At 37.4% G+C, this 19,010-nt stretch carries 16 protein-coding genes; 8 read left to right on the top strand and 8 right to left on the bottom strand.

The genetic code is table 11. The features are described from left to right. Window positions 1–62 precede the first annotated feature (62 nt). The 5 genes from D9O48_RS11535 to D9O48_RS11515 form a co-directional block, all read right to left on the bottom strand. Window positions 63–281, bottom strand: coding sequence for a hypothetical protein (locus tag D9O48_RS11535; RefSeq protein WP_126973130.1), 219 nt, complete (start codon window positions 279–281; stop codon window positions 63–65). Window positions 282–479: 198 nt separating this feature from the next. After that, the gene (locus D9O48_RS11530) at window positions 480–1,007 is read right to left on the bottom strand and encodes a GNAT family N-acetyltransferase (protein WP_126973129.1); all 528 of its coding nucleotides are present in this window, start codon (window positions 1,005–1,007) and stop codon (window positions 480–482) included. A 78-nt stretch (window positions 1,008–1,085) separates the two neighbouring features. Then, a complete protein-coding gene (locus D9O48_RS11525; protein WP_126973128.1) occupies window positions 1,086–2,585 on the bottom strand; it encodes a SulP family inorganic anion transporter in 1,500 nt (499 codons plus the stop codon). 68 nt (window positions 2,586–2,653) lie between these two features. Then, window positions 2,654–3,073, bottom strand: a complete 420-nt coding sequence (locus D9O48_RS11520; protein ID WP_126973127.1) for a VOC family protein — start codon at window positions 3,071–3,073, stop codon at window positions 2,654–2,656. A gap of 9 nt (window positions 3,074–3,082) precedes the next feature. Beyond that, entirely contained in the window at window positions 3,083–3,658 is a 576-nt protein-coding gene (locus D9O48_RS11515; RefSeq protein WP_126973126.1) for a GNAT family N-acetyltransferase, read from the bottom strand. A 359-nt stretch (window positions 3,659–4,017) separates the two neighbouring features. Between D9O48_RS11515 and D9O48_RS11510 the strand changes: the two genes are divergently transcribed. Continuing rightward, window positions 4,018–6,501: a S9 family peptidase gene (locus D9O48_RS11510; protein ID WP_126973125.1), complete on the top strand. Its 2,484-nt coding sequence runs from the start codon at window positions 4,018–4,020 to the stop codon at window positions 6,499–6,501. A gap of 167 nt (window positions 6,502–6,668) precedes the next feature. On the opposite strand, the gene D9O48_RS11505 is transcribed toward D9O48_RS11510, so the two are convergent. Together D9O48_RS11505 and D9O48_RS11500 are read right to left on the bottom strand one after the other, a co-directional pair. Further along, entirely contained in the window at window positions 6,669–8,084 is a 1,416-nt protein-coding gene (locus D9O48_RS11505; protein WP_126973124.1) for an RtcB family protein, read from the bottom strand. Window positions 8,085–8,086: 2 nt separating this feature from the next. Next, window positions 8,087–9,178, bottom strand: a complete 1,092-nt coding sequence (locus D9O48_RS11500) for a slipin family protein (RefSeq protein WP_126973123.1) — start codon at window positions 9,176–9,178, stop codon at window positions 8,087–8,089. 536 nt (window positions 9,179–9,714) lie between these two features. Here D9O48_RS11500 and D9O48_RS11495 point away from each other — a divergent pair. Continuing rightward, window positions 9,715–10,734 carry a helix-turn-helix transcriptional regulator gene (locus tag D9O48_RS11495; protein ID WP_126973122.1) on the top strand — a complete coding sequence of 340 codons (1,020 nt, stop codon included), beginning with the start codon at window positions 9,715–9,717 and terminating at the stop codon, window positions 10,732–10,734. A 274-nt stretch (window positions 10,735–11,008) separates the two neighbouring features. Here the strand turns inward: D9O48_RS11495 and D9O48_RS11490 are convergent, their stop codons facing one another. Continuing rightward, complete coding sequence (locus tag D9O48_RS11490) at window positions 11,009–12,868, bottom strand: TonB-dependent receptor plug domain-containing protein (protein WP_158624876.1); 1,860 nt, start codon at window positions 12,866–12,868, stop codon at window positions 11,009–11,011. A 68-nt stretch (window positions 12,869–12,936) separates the two neighbouring features. On the opposite strand from D9O48_RS11490, the gene D9O48_RS11485 reads away from it, so the two are divergent. The 6 genes from D9O48_RS11485 (at window position 12,937) to D9O48_RS11460 (ending at window position 18,933) form a co-directional block, all read left to right on the top strand. After that, window positions 12,937–14,424, top strand: coding sequence for an aminotransferase-like domain-containing protein (locus D9O48_RS11485; protein WP_126973120.1), 1,488 nt, complete (start codon window positions 12,937–12,939; stop codon window positions 14,422–14,424). A 48-nt stretch (window positions 14,425–14,472) separates the two neighbouring features. Then, window positions 14,473–14,898, top strand: coding sequence for an SRPBCC domain-containing protein (locus D9O48_RS11480; RefSeq protein ID WP_126973119.1), 426 nt, complete (start codon window positions 14,473–14,475; stop codon window positions 14,896–14,898). Between the two features lie 39 nt (window positions 14,899–14,937). Continuing rightward, window positions 14,938–15,906: an SRPBCC family protein gene (locus D9O48_RS11475; RefSeq protein WP_126973118.1), complete on the top strand. Its 969-nt coding sequence runs from the start codon at window positions 14,938–14,940 to the stop codon at window positions 15,904–15,906. A gap of 211 nt (window positions 15,907–16,117) precedes the next feature. Next, entirely contained in the window at window positions 16,118–16,993 is an 876-nt protein-coding gene (locus D9O48_RS11470) for a hypothetical protein (RefSeq protein ID WP_126973117.1), read from the top strand. A gap of 84 nt (window positions 16,994–17,077) precedes the next feature. Next, the gene (locus D9O48_RS11465; protein WP_126973116.1) at window positions 17,078–17,971 is read left to right on the top strand and encodes a hypothetical protein; all 894 of its coding nucleotides are present in this window, start codon (window positions 17,078–17,080) and stop codon (window positions 17,969–17,971) included. Window positions 17,972–18,039: 68 nt separating this feature from the next. Then, window positions 18,040–18,933: a hypothetical protein gene (locus D9O48_RS11460; protein ID WP_126973115.1), complete on the top strand. Its 894-nt coding sequence runs from the start codon at window positions 18,040–18,042 to the stop codon at window positions 18,931–18,933. The last annotated feature ends 77 nt before the right edge of the window (window positions 18,934–19,010 follow it).

Genomic DNA, 19,010 nt, shown 5'->3' with positions numbered 1-19,010 from the left:
AATAATCTAATTTGATATAAACTAAAGTTTTCACATCAAATGTAAACAATGTTCAGGAACATTTAATTTTCAGAAGTACCAATACATTCCTGGCAACAGTGCGGGCAGGGAACCACCTCCCAACGGGGAAAGAGTTTGGTAGCTTTTTCTAAAGCGGGCTGACAATGGAAGAATTCTCCTATAGATTCATAATCGGTAGGAAAAAAATAACAGGCTCTGATGTGTACATCATGTTTATTGGAAAAAACCAGTTGTCTGGAATTGATATAATAGGTCGGCATCGAAACACATTTTGACCAAATATATCAGTAACTATCGTATATATACAAAGATGTTAATGCATGGAGCCTAAAATCAGGTTTCACTTGAACTATTTAATGTTCATCAATCCTATTCGTATTTCTTGAATATCCGGCAAGTACTGTTACGATAGTTACATAAACCATCATTCGCCTGCTTACTATTGTTATTACAACTATTTACGCTACGGTAGAATAAAACTCTTCTGCATATTGTAACACACCCGATTTATTGCTTAATGATCCGGGTCTCAACTCTAAAGCCATGAATGCATCCTCCGGTACCGGAAAGGGTGCTTCAATTTGCCACAAAGTACTTGATTGAAATCCAAATCGTGGATAAAAACCAGCATGACCTAATACCAGAACCGCTTCATAATTACGATCGGCAAGATCCTGTAAAGTTTCTGTAATAATTCTCGTTCCGATGCCTTGTCTTTGAAAAGCAGGATGTACCGAAACAGGTGCCATTACTAAAACTGAATGAACAAAATCTCCCTGTATAATTCTATTATGTGTATATAGAATATGTGCAACAGGTGTGTTATTCGAAAGTATGAGATACTCTAATAACGGATCGTAAACATTTGAGTTCAGTCTTAATTTTCGAACTAATTCGGCCTCCGCCTTTCTGTCAAATGCAGCCTGTATCAAATCGTCAATCAGTTCAAAATGTTCATCTGTCGGATTTAATAACTGAATAGACATTTTATTTTCAATTTACCTAAATTTCATCAATCTCAGAAACCGTTAACCAAACATTTTGCATACGTTAAATAACATATATTATGATTTGATTTCTTCTATATTTACCTGAATCACCTCTTTGGCTGTATGAATAAGACGCATAGAGTCACGACTCAGATTGATTAAAGTCACTTTTTTATTTTCCTTTATATATTTTGCAGTGATTTTATGTAATGCATCCAGTGCACTCATATCTACCACCCTGCTTTCTTTAAAATCAATAACGATTTCATCAGGGTCTTCTTTGGGCGAAAACTTTTCTAAAAAAGCTGTTGTTGAACCGAAAAATAAAGGTCCGTAGATGGAATACACTTTACGACCTTTATCATCTATTGTTTTTTTTGCACGAATCCTTTTTGCATTGTCCCAGGCAAAAACCAGCGCAGCAATTACCACCCCTATCAATACAGCGAGAGCCAGGTTATGTAATACGATTGTAATTAATGCTACAGTAACACCCACAATAATATCCGACTTCGGCATTTTGTTCGTAATCCTGAAAGATATCCATTGAAACGTGCTGAGAGATACCACCATCATCACTCCTACTAACGCAGCCATCGGAATTTGTTCTATAACGGGTGCACCTACGAGTATAATAAATAAAATGGTAAGCGCTCCGACGATTGCCGATAGCCTTGCCCTGGATCCGGCATTCAGGTTTACCAGAGTTTGTGCAACCATTGCACAGCCGCCCATACCACCGAAAAATCCATTGAAGATATTGGCTGTTCCCTGTGCCACTGATTCACGATTCGTATTACCTCTTGTTTCAGTGATTTCGTCTACCATTGATAAAGTAAGTAATGATTCAATTAAACCCACACCTGCCATTACCAACGCGTAAGGAAAAATAATTTGTAAGGTCTCAAATGTAAAAGGAATAGAAGGAATACTGAATGAAGGTAAGCTGCCGCTGATGCCGGCAATATCGATTACTTTTTTAGTTTCAATACCCAGTCCGATTACTACTCCGAACACTACAAGAATTGCCACCAGTGAAGCCGGTACCGCTTTAGTAATTTTAGGAAAAAAGTGCACGATCAATATCGTCAACAAAGTTAATCCTGCCATTATCAGCAAAGGAGTTCCGGTTAACCAATCGCCGGATGTATTTTTGAACTGACTTATCTGCGACATAAAGATGATTACAGCCAATCCGTTCAGGAAACCATACATTACTGGTTGTGGAATGAGGCGGATAAACTTTCCCCACTTCAACACGCCTACTAATATCTGAATAGTGCCGGCCAAAATAACGGCAGCAAATAAGTACTGAATACCGTGTGTGGCGATTAAAGCTACCATAGTAACAATGGTAGCACCTGCACCACCGGAAACCATACCGGGACGCCCCCCTAAAATGGCTGTCACAATCCCCATAATAAATGCGGCATACAAACCGGTGAGGGGAGGTAAACCGGCTACAATAGCAAATGACAATGATTCCGGAATCATTGTCATTGCAACGGTTAAACCGGCTAAAATTTCGTTTTTATAATTAATCTTTTGTTTCAGATCGAAGATGGAATACAACATAAAATTGTCTCCTTTAACGGAGCCTGCAAATATAATTTAATTGCCGTATTCGTTTGAAGTAATTAAAGTCACGGAGCTATAGATAATCCTTTATTAACAACTGTAGGTTCGATGAGATCCCATTGATTTCCGTACAAATCCTTAAAAACGGCTACTTTACCATGAGTTTCCGTTACCGGTGGCCGAACAATTTCAACGCCATTTTGGGTAATACGGGTATACTCACGATCAAAATCATCGGTAAACATAAAAAACCCTACCCTTCCCCCGGTTTGGTGACCGATACACTTCTCTTGTATTTCTGAGGATGCCTTTGCTAATAAGATGGTACATTCCTTTGCACCTTTCGGAGCTACCTGAACCCATCTTTTTGCAGGAGATAACACGGTATCTTCAATCAAATCAAATCCAAGCTTATTCACATAAAAATCGATTGCTTCATCATAATCTTTCACCACCAGCGCAAAAGATGCAATTCTGTTATACATAAACAAGATTTATAATTTTACAAGATAATCAGGATGATACTGGAGATGCGCCAATGATTTTCCGACCAGCTTTTTAGCCTGCACAAATTGAAAGCCCATTTTCTCATACAGTTTCCGGGCATTCGGATTGTCATCGTCTACCAATAGTCCGAGCACAGCCTGCTTTTCTGCTACAAAATGGCTGATCAATGACTGTAATAATTTGCTACCAACGCCTTTACCCTGTGCTTTCGGAGAAACAGCAATCGTGTCAAGATAATACTCTCCTGCCGTAGTTTCCTCTTCCAGCGAAGACAGCTCAGTATAGTTTGCAGCAATATAATTCAAAACAGGCTGACGCAGTGAGATCAGGTCTGCACCATTATACACATTCGCAACAGCTACCGGATCTCCCGACAATTCAACTACCCAACAATTATTAAAAGAATATTGATTATTCTCCTGAGCAGTAAAATGAGTCATAAAACGAAGTGCTTCTTTATCATCCTCTTTGCCGATAAACTTATATACGATATCCTTCATTGCCAGCAACATAAACTCTGCAAGCATTCCGGCATCTTTCATTTCAGCTCTTCTAAACTTCATATGCTAATGATTTATAGTGAATAAAGCGTTCCTACACTTAAAATATGATAACAATTGATGTATCTAAAAGTTTTTAATCGATAACACAGATTTGATTTCTGACAAAAAAATGAAGAAAAGATCATGATAAGAATACATCTCACAAATACCCAGTTACCGCTAATGAAGAAAAAAATACCTGCAGCTGGTCTGCAACCTGATTCAATGCCTTAGTGCGGTTAGCAGAAACACGAAAATATATTTAGAAGGAAATAAGCAGATTCAGGTATCCTTTATTCGATACCGCTTGTAAAAGAGGTAAAAGGAATTGTTCTTTTTTGTCTATTTTTAGATTTCATCAACCAAAATTATCATTTTTCATGAAGCACCTACTTGTAAGCACGTTCTTATTATTAAGTATGGGCTTAGTGGCACAAAATAATGGCTCTGAAGTAAAAGCCAACTACCACCAGGCCTCTAAATTTTCCCCTACCAAACTGCAAAACCTGATTTTCTCTACTGCCGTTTCTCCTAACTGGATTAACAACGGTGACAAATTCTGGTATGTATATTCTACACCGGCAGGAAAAAACTGGTATTTAGTAAATCCGGCTGCGAAAACAAAACAATCGCTTTTCGACAATGCCGATCTTGCTGCTAAAATCACCAATATCGTAAAAAACCCTTTTGATGCACAACATTTAGAGATTAATGGGTTGACTTTTACTGATGATGAAAAAAGCATCCGTTTTGAAGTGCGTAGCACCAAAGACACTGTTAAAACCAAAGAAGAAATAGAAAAACTGAAAAACAAAAGCGATACGATTAAAAAGAAAACTTACTACTTAGAGTATAATATTGCTACACGTGAACTCAGAGAAATTGCTGATTCTTTGAAAGATCGTCGCCACGCCAGCTGGGCAACTTTTAACCCGGATACATCAAAAGTATATTTCGCTAAGAATTATAATTTGTATTGGATGGATAAAGTAAACTATGAAAAAGCTTTAAAAGACGAAAAAGACAGTACGATCATAGAACATCAGATTACCACCGACGGTATTCTTAACTACGCATGGGGCGGTGACTCTTACAGCATCACTACCGGCGGCGACAATACCGAAGATGAAACCAAAAAAAGAAAAGGTATCGGCGTAACCTGGTCTCCTGACGGTAAACATTTTACCATTACCAGAAAAGACAGCCGTCATTTGAGCCCATTATGGGTAATCAATAATGTAGGTAGCAAAAGGCCTTCATTAGAAACCTACAAATATCAAATGCCGGGAGAGTCTGATTCAACTGAAATAGAATTCTATATTTATAATGTAGCAGGCAATAGCTTTAAAAGAATAGATGTGGGTGCCTTCAAAAACCAAACTATCGGAAGCTTCCGTAAGCCTTTCAAAAAAGATTCTTACGTTGGAAAAATTCCTATCTGGTATTGGTTAGGTACAAATAACGAATTCTACGCACAAAGAGCAAGCAGAGATTTAAAGAGAATTGACATTATTGCTATCAGCACTGACGGTAAAGTAAGAACAGTGGTTGAAGAGCGTTCAAATGTATACTTAGATATCAACGCACCTTACTTCATCAATAATGGTAAACAATTCATCCATTGGTCGCAAAGAGACGGTTGGGGACATTATTACCTTTACAATGCAGACGGAAGTCTGGTGGGCCAGTTAACCAGAGGTTCTTATAACACAGAAAGAATTACCGGTCACGATGATGCTACACAAACATTCACTTTCACCGCAAACGGAAAAGAAGAGAATGAAGACCCGTATTATGTACACCATTATTCACTGTCGTACAAAGGTGGAGAACCGAAGTTGTTAAATAAAGGCAACTTTGATCACCAGGTTTCTGTAAGCGAAAGCGGTAAATTTTTCATTGACAACTATTCAAGAGTAAATACAGTTCCGGCATCTGCTCTTTATAATTCAGCAGGACAGTTAATCATGAAACTGGAAGAGGCTGATTTATCACTTCTTTTTGCTGCAGGATACAAATTTCCGGAACCGTTCAAAGTAAAAGCCGGTGACGGTGTTACAGACTTGTATGGCGTAATGTACAAACCATTTGATTTCGATTCAACTAAAAAGTATCCGATCATCGAGTATGTATATCCAGGCCCTCAAACAGAGTCAGTAAACAAAGCTTTTGGTCGTAGTATGGATCGTATCGATCGTTTAGCACAAGTAGGATTTGTAGTAGTAACTGTAGGTAACAGAGGCGGACACCCTGCGCGTTCTAAATGGTATCATACTTATGGATATGGTAATTTAAGAGATTACGGCCTGGATGATAAAAAAGTAACAGTTGAACAATTAGCCAATCGTTATTCATTTATCGATATCAACAAAGTAGGTATTACCGGACACTCAGGTGGTGGATTTATGTCTACTGCAGCAATGCTTGTTTATCCTGACTTCTACAAAGTAGCAGTATCAGGTGCAGGTAATCACGAAAATAATATCTATAATCGCTGGTGGAGTGAAAGACACCATGGTGTAAAAGAAGTAGTAAGTGCTAAAGGCGACACTACTTTTACTTATGCAATCGAAAAAAATACTGAGCTGGCTAAAAACTTAAAAGGTAAATTATTATTAGCAACCGGTGATGTTGATAACAATGTTCACCCTGCTAACACCATCAGAATGGCTGAAGCTTTGATTAAAGCCAATAAACGTTTTGATTTCTTATTATTACCTGGTCAGGCACACGGCTTCGGCAACATGACTGAATATTTCTTCTGGAAAATGGCTGATTACTTTGCAGAACATTTATTAGGAGACTCTAAAATTAACGACGTTGACATTCTTGAAATGAACAGAGAAGTTCCGTTAAAAAGATAATTTCTTGAATGGAATGTGAAGAGTGAAAAGTAAGAGACGCTATAATATAAACCCATTAATAAATTAAGAACACTTGATTTATTAATGGGTTTTGTTGATTCATATTAAAAAGCATTTCAGAATGATACACTCAAATTCATATTTTCTAATTCTTCACAGTTCATTGATCAATCTTCCTTACTTCCGTCATCTGCCATTCTAACAATCTTCGGATGGAAAGTTGCCACAACATCTACCAGATCTTTTTGTTCGGCCATAACAGTATGTATGTCTTTATAAGCCATCGGCACTTCATCCATTCCCGAACCGATCAGGGTGATTCCTTCTTCTTTCAATATTTTATTTAAAGTTCCTCTGGTATAGGTTTTAATTGCCTGCGTGCGGCTCATTAACCGGCCGGCACCGTGTGATGCAGAATGAATGGCTTCCGGTTCTCCTCTTCCTCTTACCAGAAACCCCGGAGTAGCCATAGAGCCAGGAATGATACCCATCACTCCCTTACCGGCCGGAGTAGCACCTTTACGGTGAACAATTACTTCTTCTCCGTTCAGTACTTCCTTCCAGGCAAAATTATGATGGTTCTCTACCTTCGCCAATACTTCAGCACCTAATGCCTTTGTAATTTTTGCGTGAATGATTTCATGATTTGCAGAGGCATAATCACCTGCCAGGTTCATTGCTAACCAATATTCCTGTCCGGCTTCCGAATTTAAATCCAGATAAGCAAGATTCTGTGCTTTATAAGGCAATTCACAAATTTGTTTCGCCAGCCTGGTATAATGATCAGCAATAGTAGCTCCTAATCCTCTCGAACCCGAGTGTGTCAACAAAGCAAGGTATTCCCCTTTTTTAATTCCCAGCACTTCATCATCTTCTGCAAATTGCATCATCCCAAACTCAACAAAGTGGTTTCCTCCGCCAGATGAACCTAATTGAGTCCATGCTTTATCTTTCAGGTTTTTAATAAAAGCATGTTCTGCAAAAAGCGGATTCTCTAAAACGCTGTGGTCAGATTTTTCTTTTCCCCTAAATCCGTTTCCGGCACCAAAAGCAGTGTGATCGATAATAATGTCGGTTAACCAATCAAGTTTTGTTTCAATCAATGCAGAAGGCAGATCAAAAACTGAAAGGGCCATTCTGCAGCCGATATCAACTCCCACCCCATAAGGAATAACTGCATTATTAGTAGCTAATACACCTCCGATCGGCAACCCATACCCCTGATGAGCATCCGGCATTAAGGCGCCGGCAACTGTTACAGGAAGTAACATTGCAGTATTCATTTGGTCGATAGCTCCCTGCTCAATCTGCTCAGCACCATATACACGGTAGGTTTCTGCTGTTTCACGTAAAGGAATTGTTTTAGCCAATAACTCTTCTTTATTTAACAATGCAACCGCTAAGGTTTTAAATACTTTATCCTCTTTATACACTTCAGGATTTTCTAACACTGCCTTATAATGATCTAACATTTCCTGACGTGTATAGCCGGTTCTTTTTTTATTGATTTGCAGGGCGATTCCTAACATTTTATTCTCGTCATAACCCAAATTCAACAAATCATTTCCGTTTATTCTTTCCATAACTATTTTACAAATAAGGTTTTTAATTGGTCTAATAACTGACCGTTTCCATTCAGCGAAACCTCTGAAATTTTTTCTGCCATCCGCTCCACGTATTCCAACTCTTTCAACTTGTACAACATCGCATTTTCTTCCAGTAATTTCGCAGTATTTAGTAAGCTTCGGGTGGAAGCTGTTTCTTCCCTGCGGGTAATAACATTTGCCTGTGCTTTTTTCTCTGCTACCAATACCTGATTCATGATATCACGGATTTCACCCGGTAAAATCAAATCTTTACATCCTGAATGTAACAATTCAATGCCTAACATTGCACCAGTTGATGCCATACTGGCATTTACAGCTTCGCTCACCTGATCTTTACTCAACATCAACTCATCCAGGCTTTGCAAGCCTATATAATTACGCAAAGCAATTTGTAACATTACATATAACTGGCGTTCGTAATCGCTGTTCTCCAATAAAGCCTTTTCCACATCCCTTACCTGATATTGTGCTACAAAGTTCATGCGAATCTGTGCCTTATCTTTGGTTAACAGTTCTTGTCCTGTCAATTCAATGTTTCGAACCCGCATATCCACACGCTTCACTTCTATTTTATTGATATTTTTCCAATAGGTATATATTCCGGCATCTAACAGACCCATCATTTTTCCGTCAACCAGTAAAACTGCTTTTTCATGTGCTGCGATATCCAGTTCACGAATGTAATTTTTTAGAGGCACAACATTTAACAATTCACGTTCTACTGATTCGCCGATATGATAGTCTGCAATACTTTCATATTGAACGCGAACAGGCAGGTTTGATTTCCAAACCGCATGTTTACCTGCGGTATACACATAGGTTAACTTTTGATCTACAAAAACCAGTGCCAGATGATTCAACGGAACATCTACCATTTCAACTTCTTCCCTGAAACCGTCTACCAGCATTAGCTGGTCAATCCAAAGGTCTAAAGTAAATTCTGAGAATCTGTTAAAAATAGATACCTCTTCATTAAAAATCCAATATTTCCCTTCCTTTAAAATCCGAACATAGGCCCTGTCTTTAATGACTAATCCTATCTCGTGTTTATTAATTTTAATTCTTTTCATAAAATCAGTTTTGTTTAAATAAGCTTTTCAAACGGTGCTCACCAGTGTTCCGGAATAAAGAAGGAATCATGAAACGCATCTTTTCATCATTTGTTCTTTGCTGCTAAGGATGAACCAATGGTGAAATAAAATTCACAAAGCACGGTTCAAAAAGCTTTTCGTTTGTGATAATCAATACTTCTCTACCAATTGAGATACTCTTTTTACAAAGAGGCAGGACTCGAACCTGCAACACGTATACCGGAGCTGACCTCCTTTTCAAATAGAATATTGTAACCAACCGGGCAATACTATTCTGCTTTAAAAAACAGTATGAAAAACTATCAGCCTGAAACAACAGTATATTGCTGTTGTTCTATGCAAAAATGCATCTACAAGTACGCAATACGATTGCGTAATAGATATTTTTTACAAAAAAACTTGAACAATCATATATACGTGAATATCAATAAAATATAATTAAAAAAATTATACTCATTCATTTTCTACGCAAATTGATTGCGCAGAAAATAAAATAATCACTACTTTAGAACTCTATGGCCAGTAATAAATTAGCGTTGATGCGCTATAAAATTATCGACAATTGCCTGCGCAGAAGAAATCGCAAATGGACTTTAGACAACCTGGTAAATAAAGTAGCAGAAGAGCTTTATGAACGGGAGGGAATTACCTCTATCAGCAAAAGAACCATACAATATGATATTCAGTTTATGCGGGATGCTAATCTCGGTTATGGAGCACCAATTGTTATTAAAGACAAGAAGTATTACGAATATAGCGACCCCGCCTATAGCATTACACAATCTCCCTTGTCGCTCAATGATGTGGAGAAAATGAAAGACGCTATCGGCATCCTTAAATACTTTAATGGTTTTTCTTACTTTGAAGAGATGAATGACCTGATCGCAAGGTTAGAAGCAAACGTTACCCATTATCAGGATGAATCAAAAATCAGTATTCAGATTGAAGAAAACCCGCTGGTACATGGGTTGAAATGTATTCCGGTTTTGCATAAAGCCATCAGGGAAGAAATACCGGTATTGATAAAATACAAATCATTTAAAAGCCAAAGTCCGACACAGGATATTTATCACCCGTATTTACTGAAAGAATACAGAAACCGGTGGTTTCTTATTTGCCGGAACAATCGAAATCAAACCTTACTGACACTTGCACTTGATCGTATTCAGGAAGTACATGAAATGTCTAAAAAGGATTTTAAACCTTATAAAGGTGTTTCGTTTGACCGTTACTATTCTGATCTGATTGGCGTAACCAAGTCTGAAAAAGACCGGCCGCAAAAAGTGATACTGTTGGTGGATGCGAAAAATGCTCCTTATGTAGAAACAAAACCTTTACATCATTCACAACAAATTATTAAAGCAGAAGAAGACGGATCTGTATGGTTCAGGATAGATGTTATTCCCAACTTCGAACTCGAACGCGAAATTCTGGGATTTGGAGAATCGATGAAAGTAATGGCTCCACGACTTTTGCGTGACCGTATTATCAGGAGAATGCAGAAAATGGTGATGAATTATACCAGAAAAGAGTAGTTGAACCATTAAGAAAATTAATAAAAATATACTCACGACAATTTGATAGTTTCAATTGGTTAATCAGAATGTAAACATGAAGGAAATGAAGAAATGAAGAGGAAGTAACGTTGTTACTTCGGCAACAAATACGCTGATGGTTCATTGATGGACAGAATCCTTCATTCGCTTTTTAGCTTCATTACCTTCATGTTTAAATTGCAATTAACAGATAGAACAAATCAAAACGAAGCGGTAGAAGCTTCTTAATTTCTTAATGGTAAAAAATACTACTCTACTTACCAAAATGATATCTCACTCCAACAGTAGCCCATCTGCCCGGCATTGGTACTGCAGCCGTTTCTACATATTCCTGATCCAGTACATTGGTAAGGTCTGTATAGATGTTGAAAGCTTTATATTGATAACTGGCGCGAATGTCCATCAGATAATATCCCTTATTAATCTCTCTTTTGATATAACGGTTATTCAAAGAAACATTCCATGCACCCAACTGCACATTTGTATTCAACAAAAACTGATGCTTTAAACTCTCAATCTGATATTTAGAATTATAACCGGCCGGAAGTTGCATTTCGTTCGGACTTAAAAAATTATAACTCAGTCTGTACCGGAACAAATGCTGATGACCGAAATTGATGCGTTGTGCGATCTGCACATTCCAACCCTGCATTTTAAAATCACCTAAGTTAAAAGGTTGATAAGGATTTCCGGTGGTTTCTCTGATCCAATCTATAAAATCGCTGATATTTCTATTAAAATAACCGGCTTGCAATTGAACGTCATTGGTATGATACTTCACATTAAACTCATAACTGAAGGCATTTTCAGAAACCAGGTTAGCGTTACCGATATTGGCACTACCTTGGTTCAAATACAAGTCTGTAAATGAAGGAATACGCTGACTGGTTCCGATATTTGCACCCAATTTCAAACGGTTAGTAATGCTATAACCAACATCAACTCCGGGAAATGCCTGCCAGCCATATTGTGAATTATAGTTAACATAAGTACCAACATTTAAGAGTAAATTTTTAATAGCTTCTGTTTTATACTCAGCATAAAAACCCTGGTTATTTCTTTTACGATCACCGATATTAGAACTTTGGATAGACTCATATCTTGTTTCTACTCCAATTCCGAAATCACCAATACCTGTTTGTAAACCGGCATGTAACTCACCCGCCAGCACATTGTTATAATGCAGCGATCTCGAGCGACTTAAATCATCACGGTAAAAGCGATAATCATCTTCGTTATACCGGTCACTGATTCTGGCTCTCAGTCTGAACTTATCGGTAATCTGATGGCTGGATGAAATACTGAAAACTGACGTTTCTACTACTTCATAAGATTCCTTATCGATCGGACTCGCATAAAATCCATTCGCTCCAAACTGATTGTGTGTATAACCAGCAGTTACATCGAGTTGATGTTTTTCATGCAACTGATAGCGGCCCTGATAAAAGAGCCTGTTATTATCTGACTTACTATTGTAACGTTGTCCGTTATAATAATCTTTACTCAGTGTGAACAGGTGATTATGATTTTCTTTAGCAATGGTTCCTGTTAATTGGGCTCCACCGCCACCGTAAATTCCAGTACCATCTCCCGCTTCTTTGTTTTTAAAAGAAGACCCCGCATAAACATTTACATCCAATCCGTTCGACTGAGGTGTTTTAGTAACGATATTAATTGCACCGGTGAGGGCATTGATACCATATACGCGTGCGGCAGGTCCTTTTAATACTTCAATGCGTTCGATAGCATCCAATGGAATTGGAATATTCAAAGAATGGTGAGCAGTTTGAGGATCTGATATTTTAATTCCATTCAACAAGAGGAGTGTCTGTTCAAAAGATCCGCCGTCAATACTTACATCGGCCTGTGAACCAAACGGACCGCGTTGACGTAAATCAACACCGGCTATAAAACTCAATACTTCATTGATACTTCTAACAGACAAGCGGGCAATTTCTTCTTTGGTGATAATCTGAATATTGCGGACATTCTTATTAAAAGGAATCTGCATTCTGCTTTCTGAAATAATCACTTCTCCTAAAGTGGCCGTATCCTGGGCCCGGGCGAAAAAAGGACTCCCTAAAAGAGTCAGCACACATAATTTCCTAAACATATTTTCAATTGACTTTAGGGCAAAACTCGTACCTTTCCGGCACATCAAAATAGTCCAGATTCAACAAAATGACTAGTCCGGTTAATATTCCTTTCGAAAGTTTTATTACAATCGACCGTGCCGGCAATACGGCGGTTTATCTGCAAATTAGCCAGCAAATGATCAATGCCATTCAGCGTGGTTACTTGTTGGTAGGATCCAGGTTACCCGGCACAAGAACTTTATCTTCTTTGCTAAAAGTTCACCGGCAAACAGTCGTTGCTGTTTATACCGAGCTGGAAGCGCAGGGTTGGATAGAAATCAGGCCCAACAAAGGAACTTATATCATCTACCAATCTGCTCCCAAATTCTCATCCAAGCCTTACAATCAACTTGTTTCACTGGCAAAATATCCGTTGAAAACCGGATTTTCATTTAAGCAGTCGAATATACTGGACGATCCGTTTGAACATTCTGATTGCGTATACAGTTTTAACGACGGCTTACCTGATTACCGGCTCACACAAATAGAAAATTTGTCGAGTTTATATTCCGCCTCTTTAAAAAGAAAGATCAATCGAAAAAAATTAAGTACTTCCAACCGCGAGGGTAGTGAATATTTCAGAACTCAATTAGGAAATTATCTGAATTTATCACGTGGATTACATATATCCAAACAAAACATACTTATTACCCGCAGTACAGAAATGAGTTTATACATTATTGCACAGGTACTGATTAATCCGGGTGATATAGTATTAGTAGGCGAATTGAGCTTATTTACTGCAAACATGATTTTTCAGCAGGCGGGTGCAAGTTTGCAAACCATTCCTGTAGACCATGAAGGTATCTGTATTGATTCTATAAAACAGTTAGTACAAAAAAAGAAGATCAGGTGTATATATATTACTCCGCATCATCACTATCCCACTACTGTAAACTTAAGTGCTTCGCGCAGGGTGGCGTTATTACAGCTCGCCAAACAATATGGATTTGCCATTATCGAGGATGACTTTGATTTTGACTTTCAATATGAGCGCTCGGCAATAATGCCGCTGGCAAGCGGAGACGTGGAAGGAATGGTTATTTATCTCGGATCATTCGGTAAATCATTGGCTCCGGGTTTTAAAACCGGTTTTGTTGTAGCTCCTGACAACCTGATTACTGAACTCAGAAAATACATGGGCATTATTGATCAGCAGGGTGATATTCTGATGGAACAGGTGTTGGGAGAAATGATCGAAGAAGGAAATATACACCGGCATCTGAAAAAATCACTGACGATCTACCGTGAACGGCGTAACAACATTTGTACATTACTGGACGAACACTTTAAAGACCTTATCAGTTACAGAAAACCCTCGGGCGGCTTAGCCGTCTGGACGGAATGGCATTTTCCATTATCCTTGTTAAAACTCTCACAGGCCTCTGCCAAAGACAACTTGTTTATTCCCAAAAACATTTTATATCAGAATAAACACATTACAGCAATGCGTATAGGTTTCGGGCATCTGAGTATAGAAGAAATGACCGAATCGGTAAATATTCTGAAAAAAAATATACTTACACTTTTATAAAAAACTCTATGATCTTTACTATATTCCACTAAGTTAAACACAAAGATCATGTCAAGTTCAACGGTTCAGGGCAACATTCTGATTACCAGAAGTGTGGAAGAAGTATGGGATGCGCTCGTCAACCCTTCTAAAGTCATACGGTATTTAGGGTCAACCTTAAAGACAGACTGGAAGGCCGGCAGTGCAATTACGTGGGAAGGAGACATGCACGGAACACCTTTTGTAAATAAAGGTGTAGTATTAACTTATCACCCCTATACGTTATTAAAATATAGTTATTGGAGTGGAATGGGTGGAGATGCTGACGCTCCGGAAAACTATTCGGAAGTTACTTATCAGTTAACTGAGCAGGAAGGAGGAGTCTATTTAAATTATACAAGAGAAAACATTCCCACCATTATCGAGCAACAGATTTTTCAGACGCATATCAACTCAATGCTCGAATCAATAAAAAAAGTAATAGAAACCGATTAACTATTGTCTCATCCATTGCCAACAGTGAATTGCATGCTCATGAAAAAGTCAACATTTTACACCATTCTCTTTACTATAGTACTACCCGTTGTTTATGCATTAATCGCAAGAGTATTATTCAATCTGGATATCAGTTTAGAGTTATACAACCTGATGGGAATTACATTTATCGGGCTAATACCTGTAGCTATTGGTGTAATAGCCATTAACTGGTCGAGCGAAGAAAAAATAAAAAAAATTTCATACCGCATACTTTATCCCTGGATTTCCATCCTAATATTTTTTGTACTCACCCTGCTTATCAATCTGGAGGGATGGGCCTGCTGGGTAATGATACTTCCCATATTTTTAGTATCCTCCTCAATCGGTGGTTTAATAGCCGGATTTATCCGCACTTTGCGCAAAAACGAAAAACTAACCGTTCAATTATTAATCCTGCTACCCTTCTTTATATCTCCTCTTGAACAGATGATTAAAGTAATTCCTGGTACTTACCAGGCATATACCTATATTGATATTGATGCTCCAGCCGAAAAAATATGGAACAATGTAACAAGAGTACATGAAATTCCGGAAGAAATGGATAAAGGATATCTCACGCGTTTTTTACAATTTCCACGTCCTGTAAAAGCCGAACTTGACCATGAAGAGGTAGGCGGTTACAGAGAAGCGATCTTTACCAACGGGCTCGTTTTTCATGAAAAAGTGACTCAGTACATTCATCAGAAAAAAATGTCATTCAGCATTACTGCCAATCCACATGAGATACCTTCCACAACATTAGACAAACACATCGTCATAGGAGGCGATTACTTTGATGTATTAAACGGTACTTATGAACTCGAGCAACTGGGCATCAATCAATACCGCTTACATTTATACAGCTACTTCGAATTAAAAACCACTTTTAACTTCTACGCCAGCTGGTGGGCAAGATGGATTATGCAGGATATCCAGAACAATATCTTACAGGTACAAAAAATCCGTTCAGAAAGTAAAACACTATAATTTTTTAATCAGTTTCAAATAACCTTTACCAGCAATACCACTTTCGTAGCATTTCACAAGTACTCTACAAAAGCAGTCGTCTGCTATTTTACATAATTCAATCTTTCTCAACAACTTTTGAAAATTATTCAACAATATATTCTCATTGATCGCCGTTTAATGATGACTCTCAAAAACAAAAAAAATTATCATCATTAATTACACATTATCCATGAGAAAAATTTTCTATTTGCTGTTTATTTCGGTTATTACTTTTGTAGGTTGTTCGAAAGACAAAGACGGTGATACTCCAACCGTAACCGATCAGGGAAGAATAGAACTTTCAATGAGCTTTACGAATGCCACCGTTAACAAATTTTTTCAGTTAATGAAAGCAAGTAATAAAGTAGGGCCCGAAGCTATTATAGAAGCCAGACTGGGTTTGACTGCTGAAGAACTGGAATTTTTAGATGAATTAGGCATGGAAAGCTGGTTTTTACTGGAAGACTTCTTTATGAAGCCTTTTGTAAAAAATGAAATTTTCTTCAAAGCCGACGAATTCAGAATGGTATCTACCTCTATCACTTACACTGTAGAGAAAAAATGGAATAACACCACCAGTGAGGGTAATTATTTTATTACCAACAGAAGAGACGATGATATTTCATTCGATTACGATTTAGAATTACTAGGAGGATTAATTACAAATCTACCGCTTAAAACAGGTTATTACGACAGAAACGAGGAGTCTATTATCACCACTCTTAACGGTTTACCTGCCAAAAAAATTACTTACACATTGAAAGAAGGTATGAGTGAAGGCTTAAAAGCCATTCATGTACATACTTCAACTGCTATTGACAAAATGTACAACGCATTTCATCCTGTATATACTCAGGAAGAAAATGGTATTATCAGAATAGAGCTGGAATATTCTAACAACACATTAGGCAGTATGATTTATGAAGTGGCGAAAGTAGAGAACAGAGCAGTTAGCGATGATGAGTTAACCAACTCAACATCTGCTCATATAATTGACTCAAAAGAAGACGGTGCAAGAAATGAAATCAGTGAAAAAATTCACCAGATCATTTCTCTTCCAAGATAATTTACGAACCCCCAACACATCTCGTGGTTTGGGGTTTTTCGTATAGTTCACATTCATTTAACGACATTTATCAACAAAAAAACTATGAAGAAACTCTCTTATCTGTTACTATTAGCAATAGTTTCATTTACCAGTTGCACGAAAGACAAAGGTGACGATGACCAGGCACCTATTTTAGAAAATTACGTTCAGGGTAGAATTGAATACTCTTACACTTTCACAAACCCTACTTTAGCCAAGTATGTAAACTATATTAAAGAAAGTGATAAACGTTCAGATCAGGCTATAGAAGAAGCGTTCGAACTTTTGACGGATGAAGAGCAGCAAACGATCAATAACTTTCGTGACGATAATCCGATGGGATTTTTCGCTATTTACACTTTGCCAATTATAAAAAATGAAATTTTCATTTCAGATAATCATACCAGAAGCAATACGCATTCATTATCTTATAACATCGAAAAAGCATGGGACATACGCAAAGGAACAGGTAGTTACTATATAGAGAATGAATTCGAAAATAACCTTTCCTTCACTTTTGATCTGGAATTTGCTAAAGGAATCAGCACGCTGAGCCCAATTAGTACAGAAGAATTATATGACAGATCTGAGTTGAATGAAAACGCTACTGTTTTTGGCTTCAATACAAAAGTGATCAATTACGCACTAAAAACAATCGGACAGTACGATTTCACTTCTAATATAAAAATTTACGTTTCTGAACAGATCAGAAAAGAAGCAAACATTTTACACTTCATGCATACTAATGAAGAGCATGGCATTGTTAAAATGGAAATAGACTTCAAAAATAGTGATATGGGTAAATTAATATATGAAGTAACCAAAGTAGAAGCAAGAGCTGTAACTGCCGGCGAATTGGATATTAAAGTAGCTCCGGAACATATCACAGACAACGATTTTGATACGAAATTAGAGATAAATGAAAAATTATTAAACCTCATGTCATTCCTTCGTTAATAAGCGCAAAAAAGAATAATACACATTCGTTTTAATAAAAAACATTTATCTGTTTCAAAAAAATATAGATGAAAAAACTATCTTATCTACTTTTATTGGCATTAATTTCTTTTGCCAGTTGTTCGAAAGACAAAGACGGCGATGACAACTCTCAAACTTCAGAAATTACGGAAGCAAGACTTGAACTGGACATCAGTTTTAGCAACCCCGTTGTAAATAAATTCTTTAGTTATATTAAAACCGGTAACAGTTTACCATGGCAGGCGTATTATGATTCGTGGGACAATTTAACCAGTGAAGAAGACAACCAACTATCTTCTTTGTTCTCAAATAACCCAACAATAGCCGGTTATTTAGTAAGGCTGCCGATAGTAAAAAATGAAATTTTCATTAAGGGAGCGCAGGTAAGAGGTGTTTCAAGAGGTATTGCTCATGAAATACAAAACTTATGGAACAATGACGCCATTAAAGGCAATTATTATGTTGGAAGTTTAATGAATGACAATAGTCTTGGTTTCAGCTACGAACAAAACATCCTGGGAGAAACAGGTTTATCTGTAAGTGTAGATCCGGATGATTTTACCAGAACAGAAACCAATGAATCGATCACAATCGAAGGTATTACAGCTAAAAAAATAACTTACACAGTAAAAACTGCTGTACAGGATTTTTATGAAATTAAAAAGATTGATGTCTATGTTGCCTCTTCTTTAGATAAGTCAATCAATTTAATGCATCCGTTTATTACCAATGAAGCAGCCGGAGTAATTAAAATTGAAGTTGAAATGATTAAAACTGATTTTGGTAAAATCGTTTACGAATTAAAGAAAGTAGAAAAAAGAGCAGTAAGCGCACAGGAATTAATCAACTCAACACCGGCCGAAACACTTAACCCCCAAACACCAGAAGAGTTCGAAACACTTTATCTGGAAATCAGAAGTATTACCTCCTTCTTTGTATAAAATCTAAAAATAAAAGCTACCTGCAGGTAGCTTTTATTTTTTATACATGCCATCTTCAATTACAATATAAGTGTGTG

It is taken from the genome of Gynurincola endophyticus, from assembly GCF_003991195.1.
GTDB lineage: Bacteria > Bacteroidota > Bacteroidia > Chitinophagales > Chitinophagaceae > Gynurincola > Gynurincola endophyticus.
This window is presented reverse-complemented; position numbering and strand designations above follow the sequence as displayed.

Excerpts from the sequence above, each read along its gene's own strand:
- D9O48_RS11535 (WP_126973130.1), bottom strand. The coding sequence starts at position 281 with ATGCCGACCTATTATATCAATTCCAGACAACTGGTTTTTTCCAATAAA.
- D9O48_RS11530 (WP_126973129.1), bottom strand. The coding sequence starts at position 1,007 with ATGTCTATTCAGTTATTAAATCCGACAGATGAACATTTTGAACTGATT.
- D9O48_RS11525 (WP_126973128.1), bottom strand. The coding sequence starts at position 2,585 with ATGTTGTATTCCATCTTCGATCTGAAACAAAAGATTAATTATAAAAAC.
- D9O48_RS11520 (WP_126973127.1), bottom strand. The coding sequence starts at position 3,073 with ATGTATAACAGAATTGCATCTTTTGCGCTGGTGGTGAAAGATTATGAT.
- D9O48_RS11515 (WP_126973126.1), bottom strand. The coding sequence starts at position 3,658 with ATGAAGTTTAGAAGAGCTGAAATGAAAGATGCCGGAATGCTTGCAGAG.
- D9O48_RS11510 (WP_126973125.1), top strand. The coding sequence starts at position 4,018 with ATGAAGCACCTACTTGTAAGCACGTTCTTATTATTAAGTATGGGCTTA.
- D9O48_RS11505 (WP_126973124.1), bottom strand. The coding sequence starts at position 8,084 with ATGGAAAGAATAAACGGAAATGATTTGTTGAATTTGGGTTATGACGAG.
- D9O48_RS11500 (WP_126973123.1), bottom strand. The coding sequence starts at position 9,178 with ATGAAAAGAATTAAAATTAATAAACACGAGATAGGATTAGTCATTAAA.
- D9O48_RS11495 (WP_126973122.1), top strand. The coding sequence starts at position 9,715 with ATGGCCAGTAATAAATTAGCGTTGATGCGCTATAAAATTATCGACAAT.
- D9O48_RS11490 (WP_158624876.1), bottom strand. The coding sequence starts at position 12,868 with ATGTTTAGGAAATTATGTGTGCTGACTCTTTTAGGGAGTCCTTTTTTC.
- D9O48_RS11485 (WP_126973120.1), top strand. The coding sequence starts at position 12,937 with ATGACTAGTCCGGTTAATATTCCTTTCGAAAGTTTTATTACAATCGAC.
- D9O48_RS11480 (WP_126973119.1), top strand. The coding sequence starts at position 14,473 with ATGTCAAGTTCAACGGTTCAGGGCAACATTCTGATTACCAGAAGTGTG.
- D9O48_RS11475 (WP_126973118.1), top strand. The coding sequence starts at position 14,938 with ATGAAAAAGTCAACATTTTACACCATTCTCTTTACTATAGTACTACCC.
- D9O48_RS11470 (WP_126973117.1), top strand. The coding sequence starts at position 16,118 with ATGAGAAAAATTTTCTATTTGCTGTTTATTTCGGTTATTACTTTTGTA.
- D9O48_RS11465 (WP_126973116.1), top strand. The coding sequence starts at position 17,078 with ATGAAGAAACTCTCTTATCTGTTACTATTAGCAATAGTTTCATTTACC.
- D9O48_RS11460 (WP_126973115.1), top strand. The coding sequence starts at position 18,040 with ATGAAAAAACTATCTTATCTACTTTTATTGGCATTAATTTCTTTTGCC.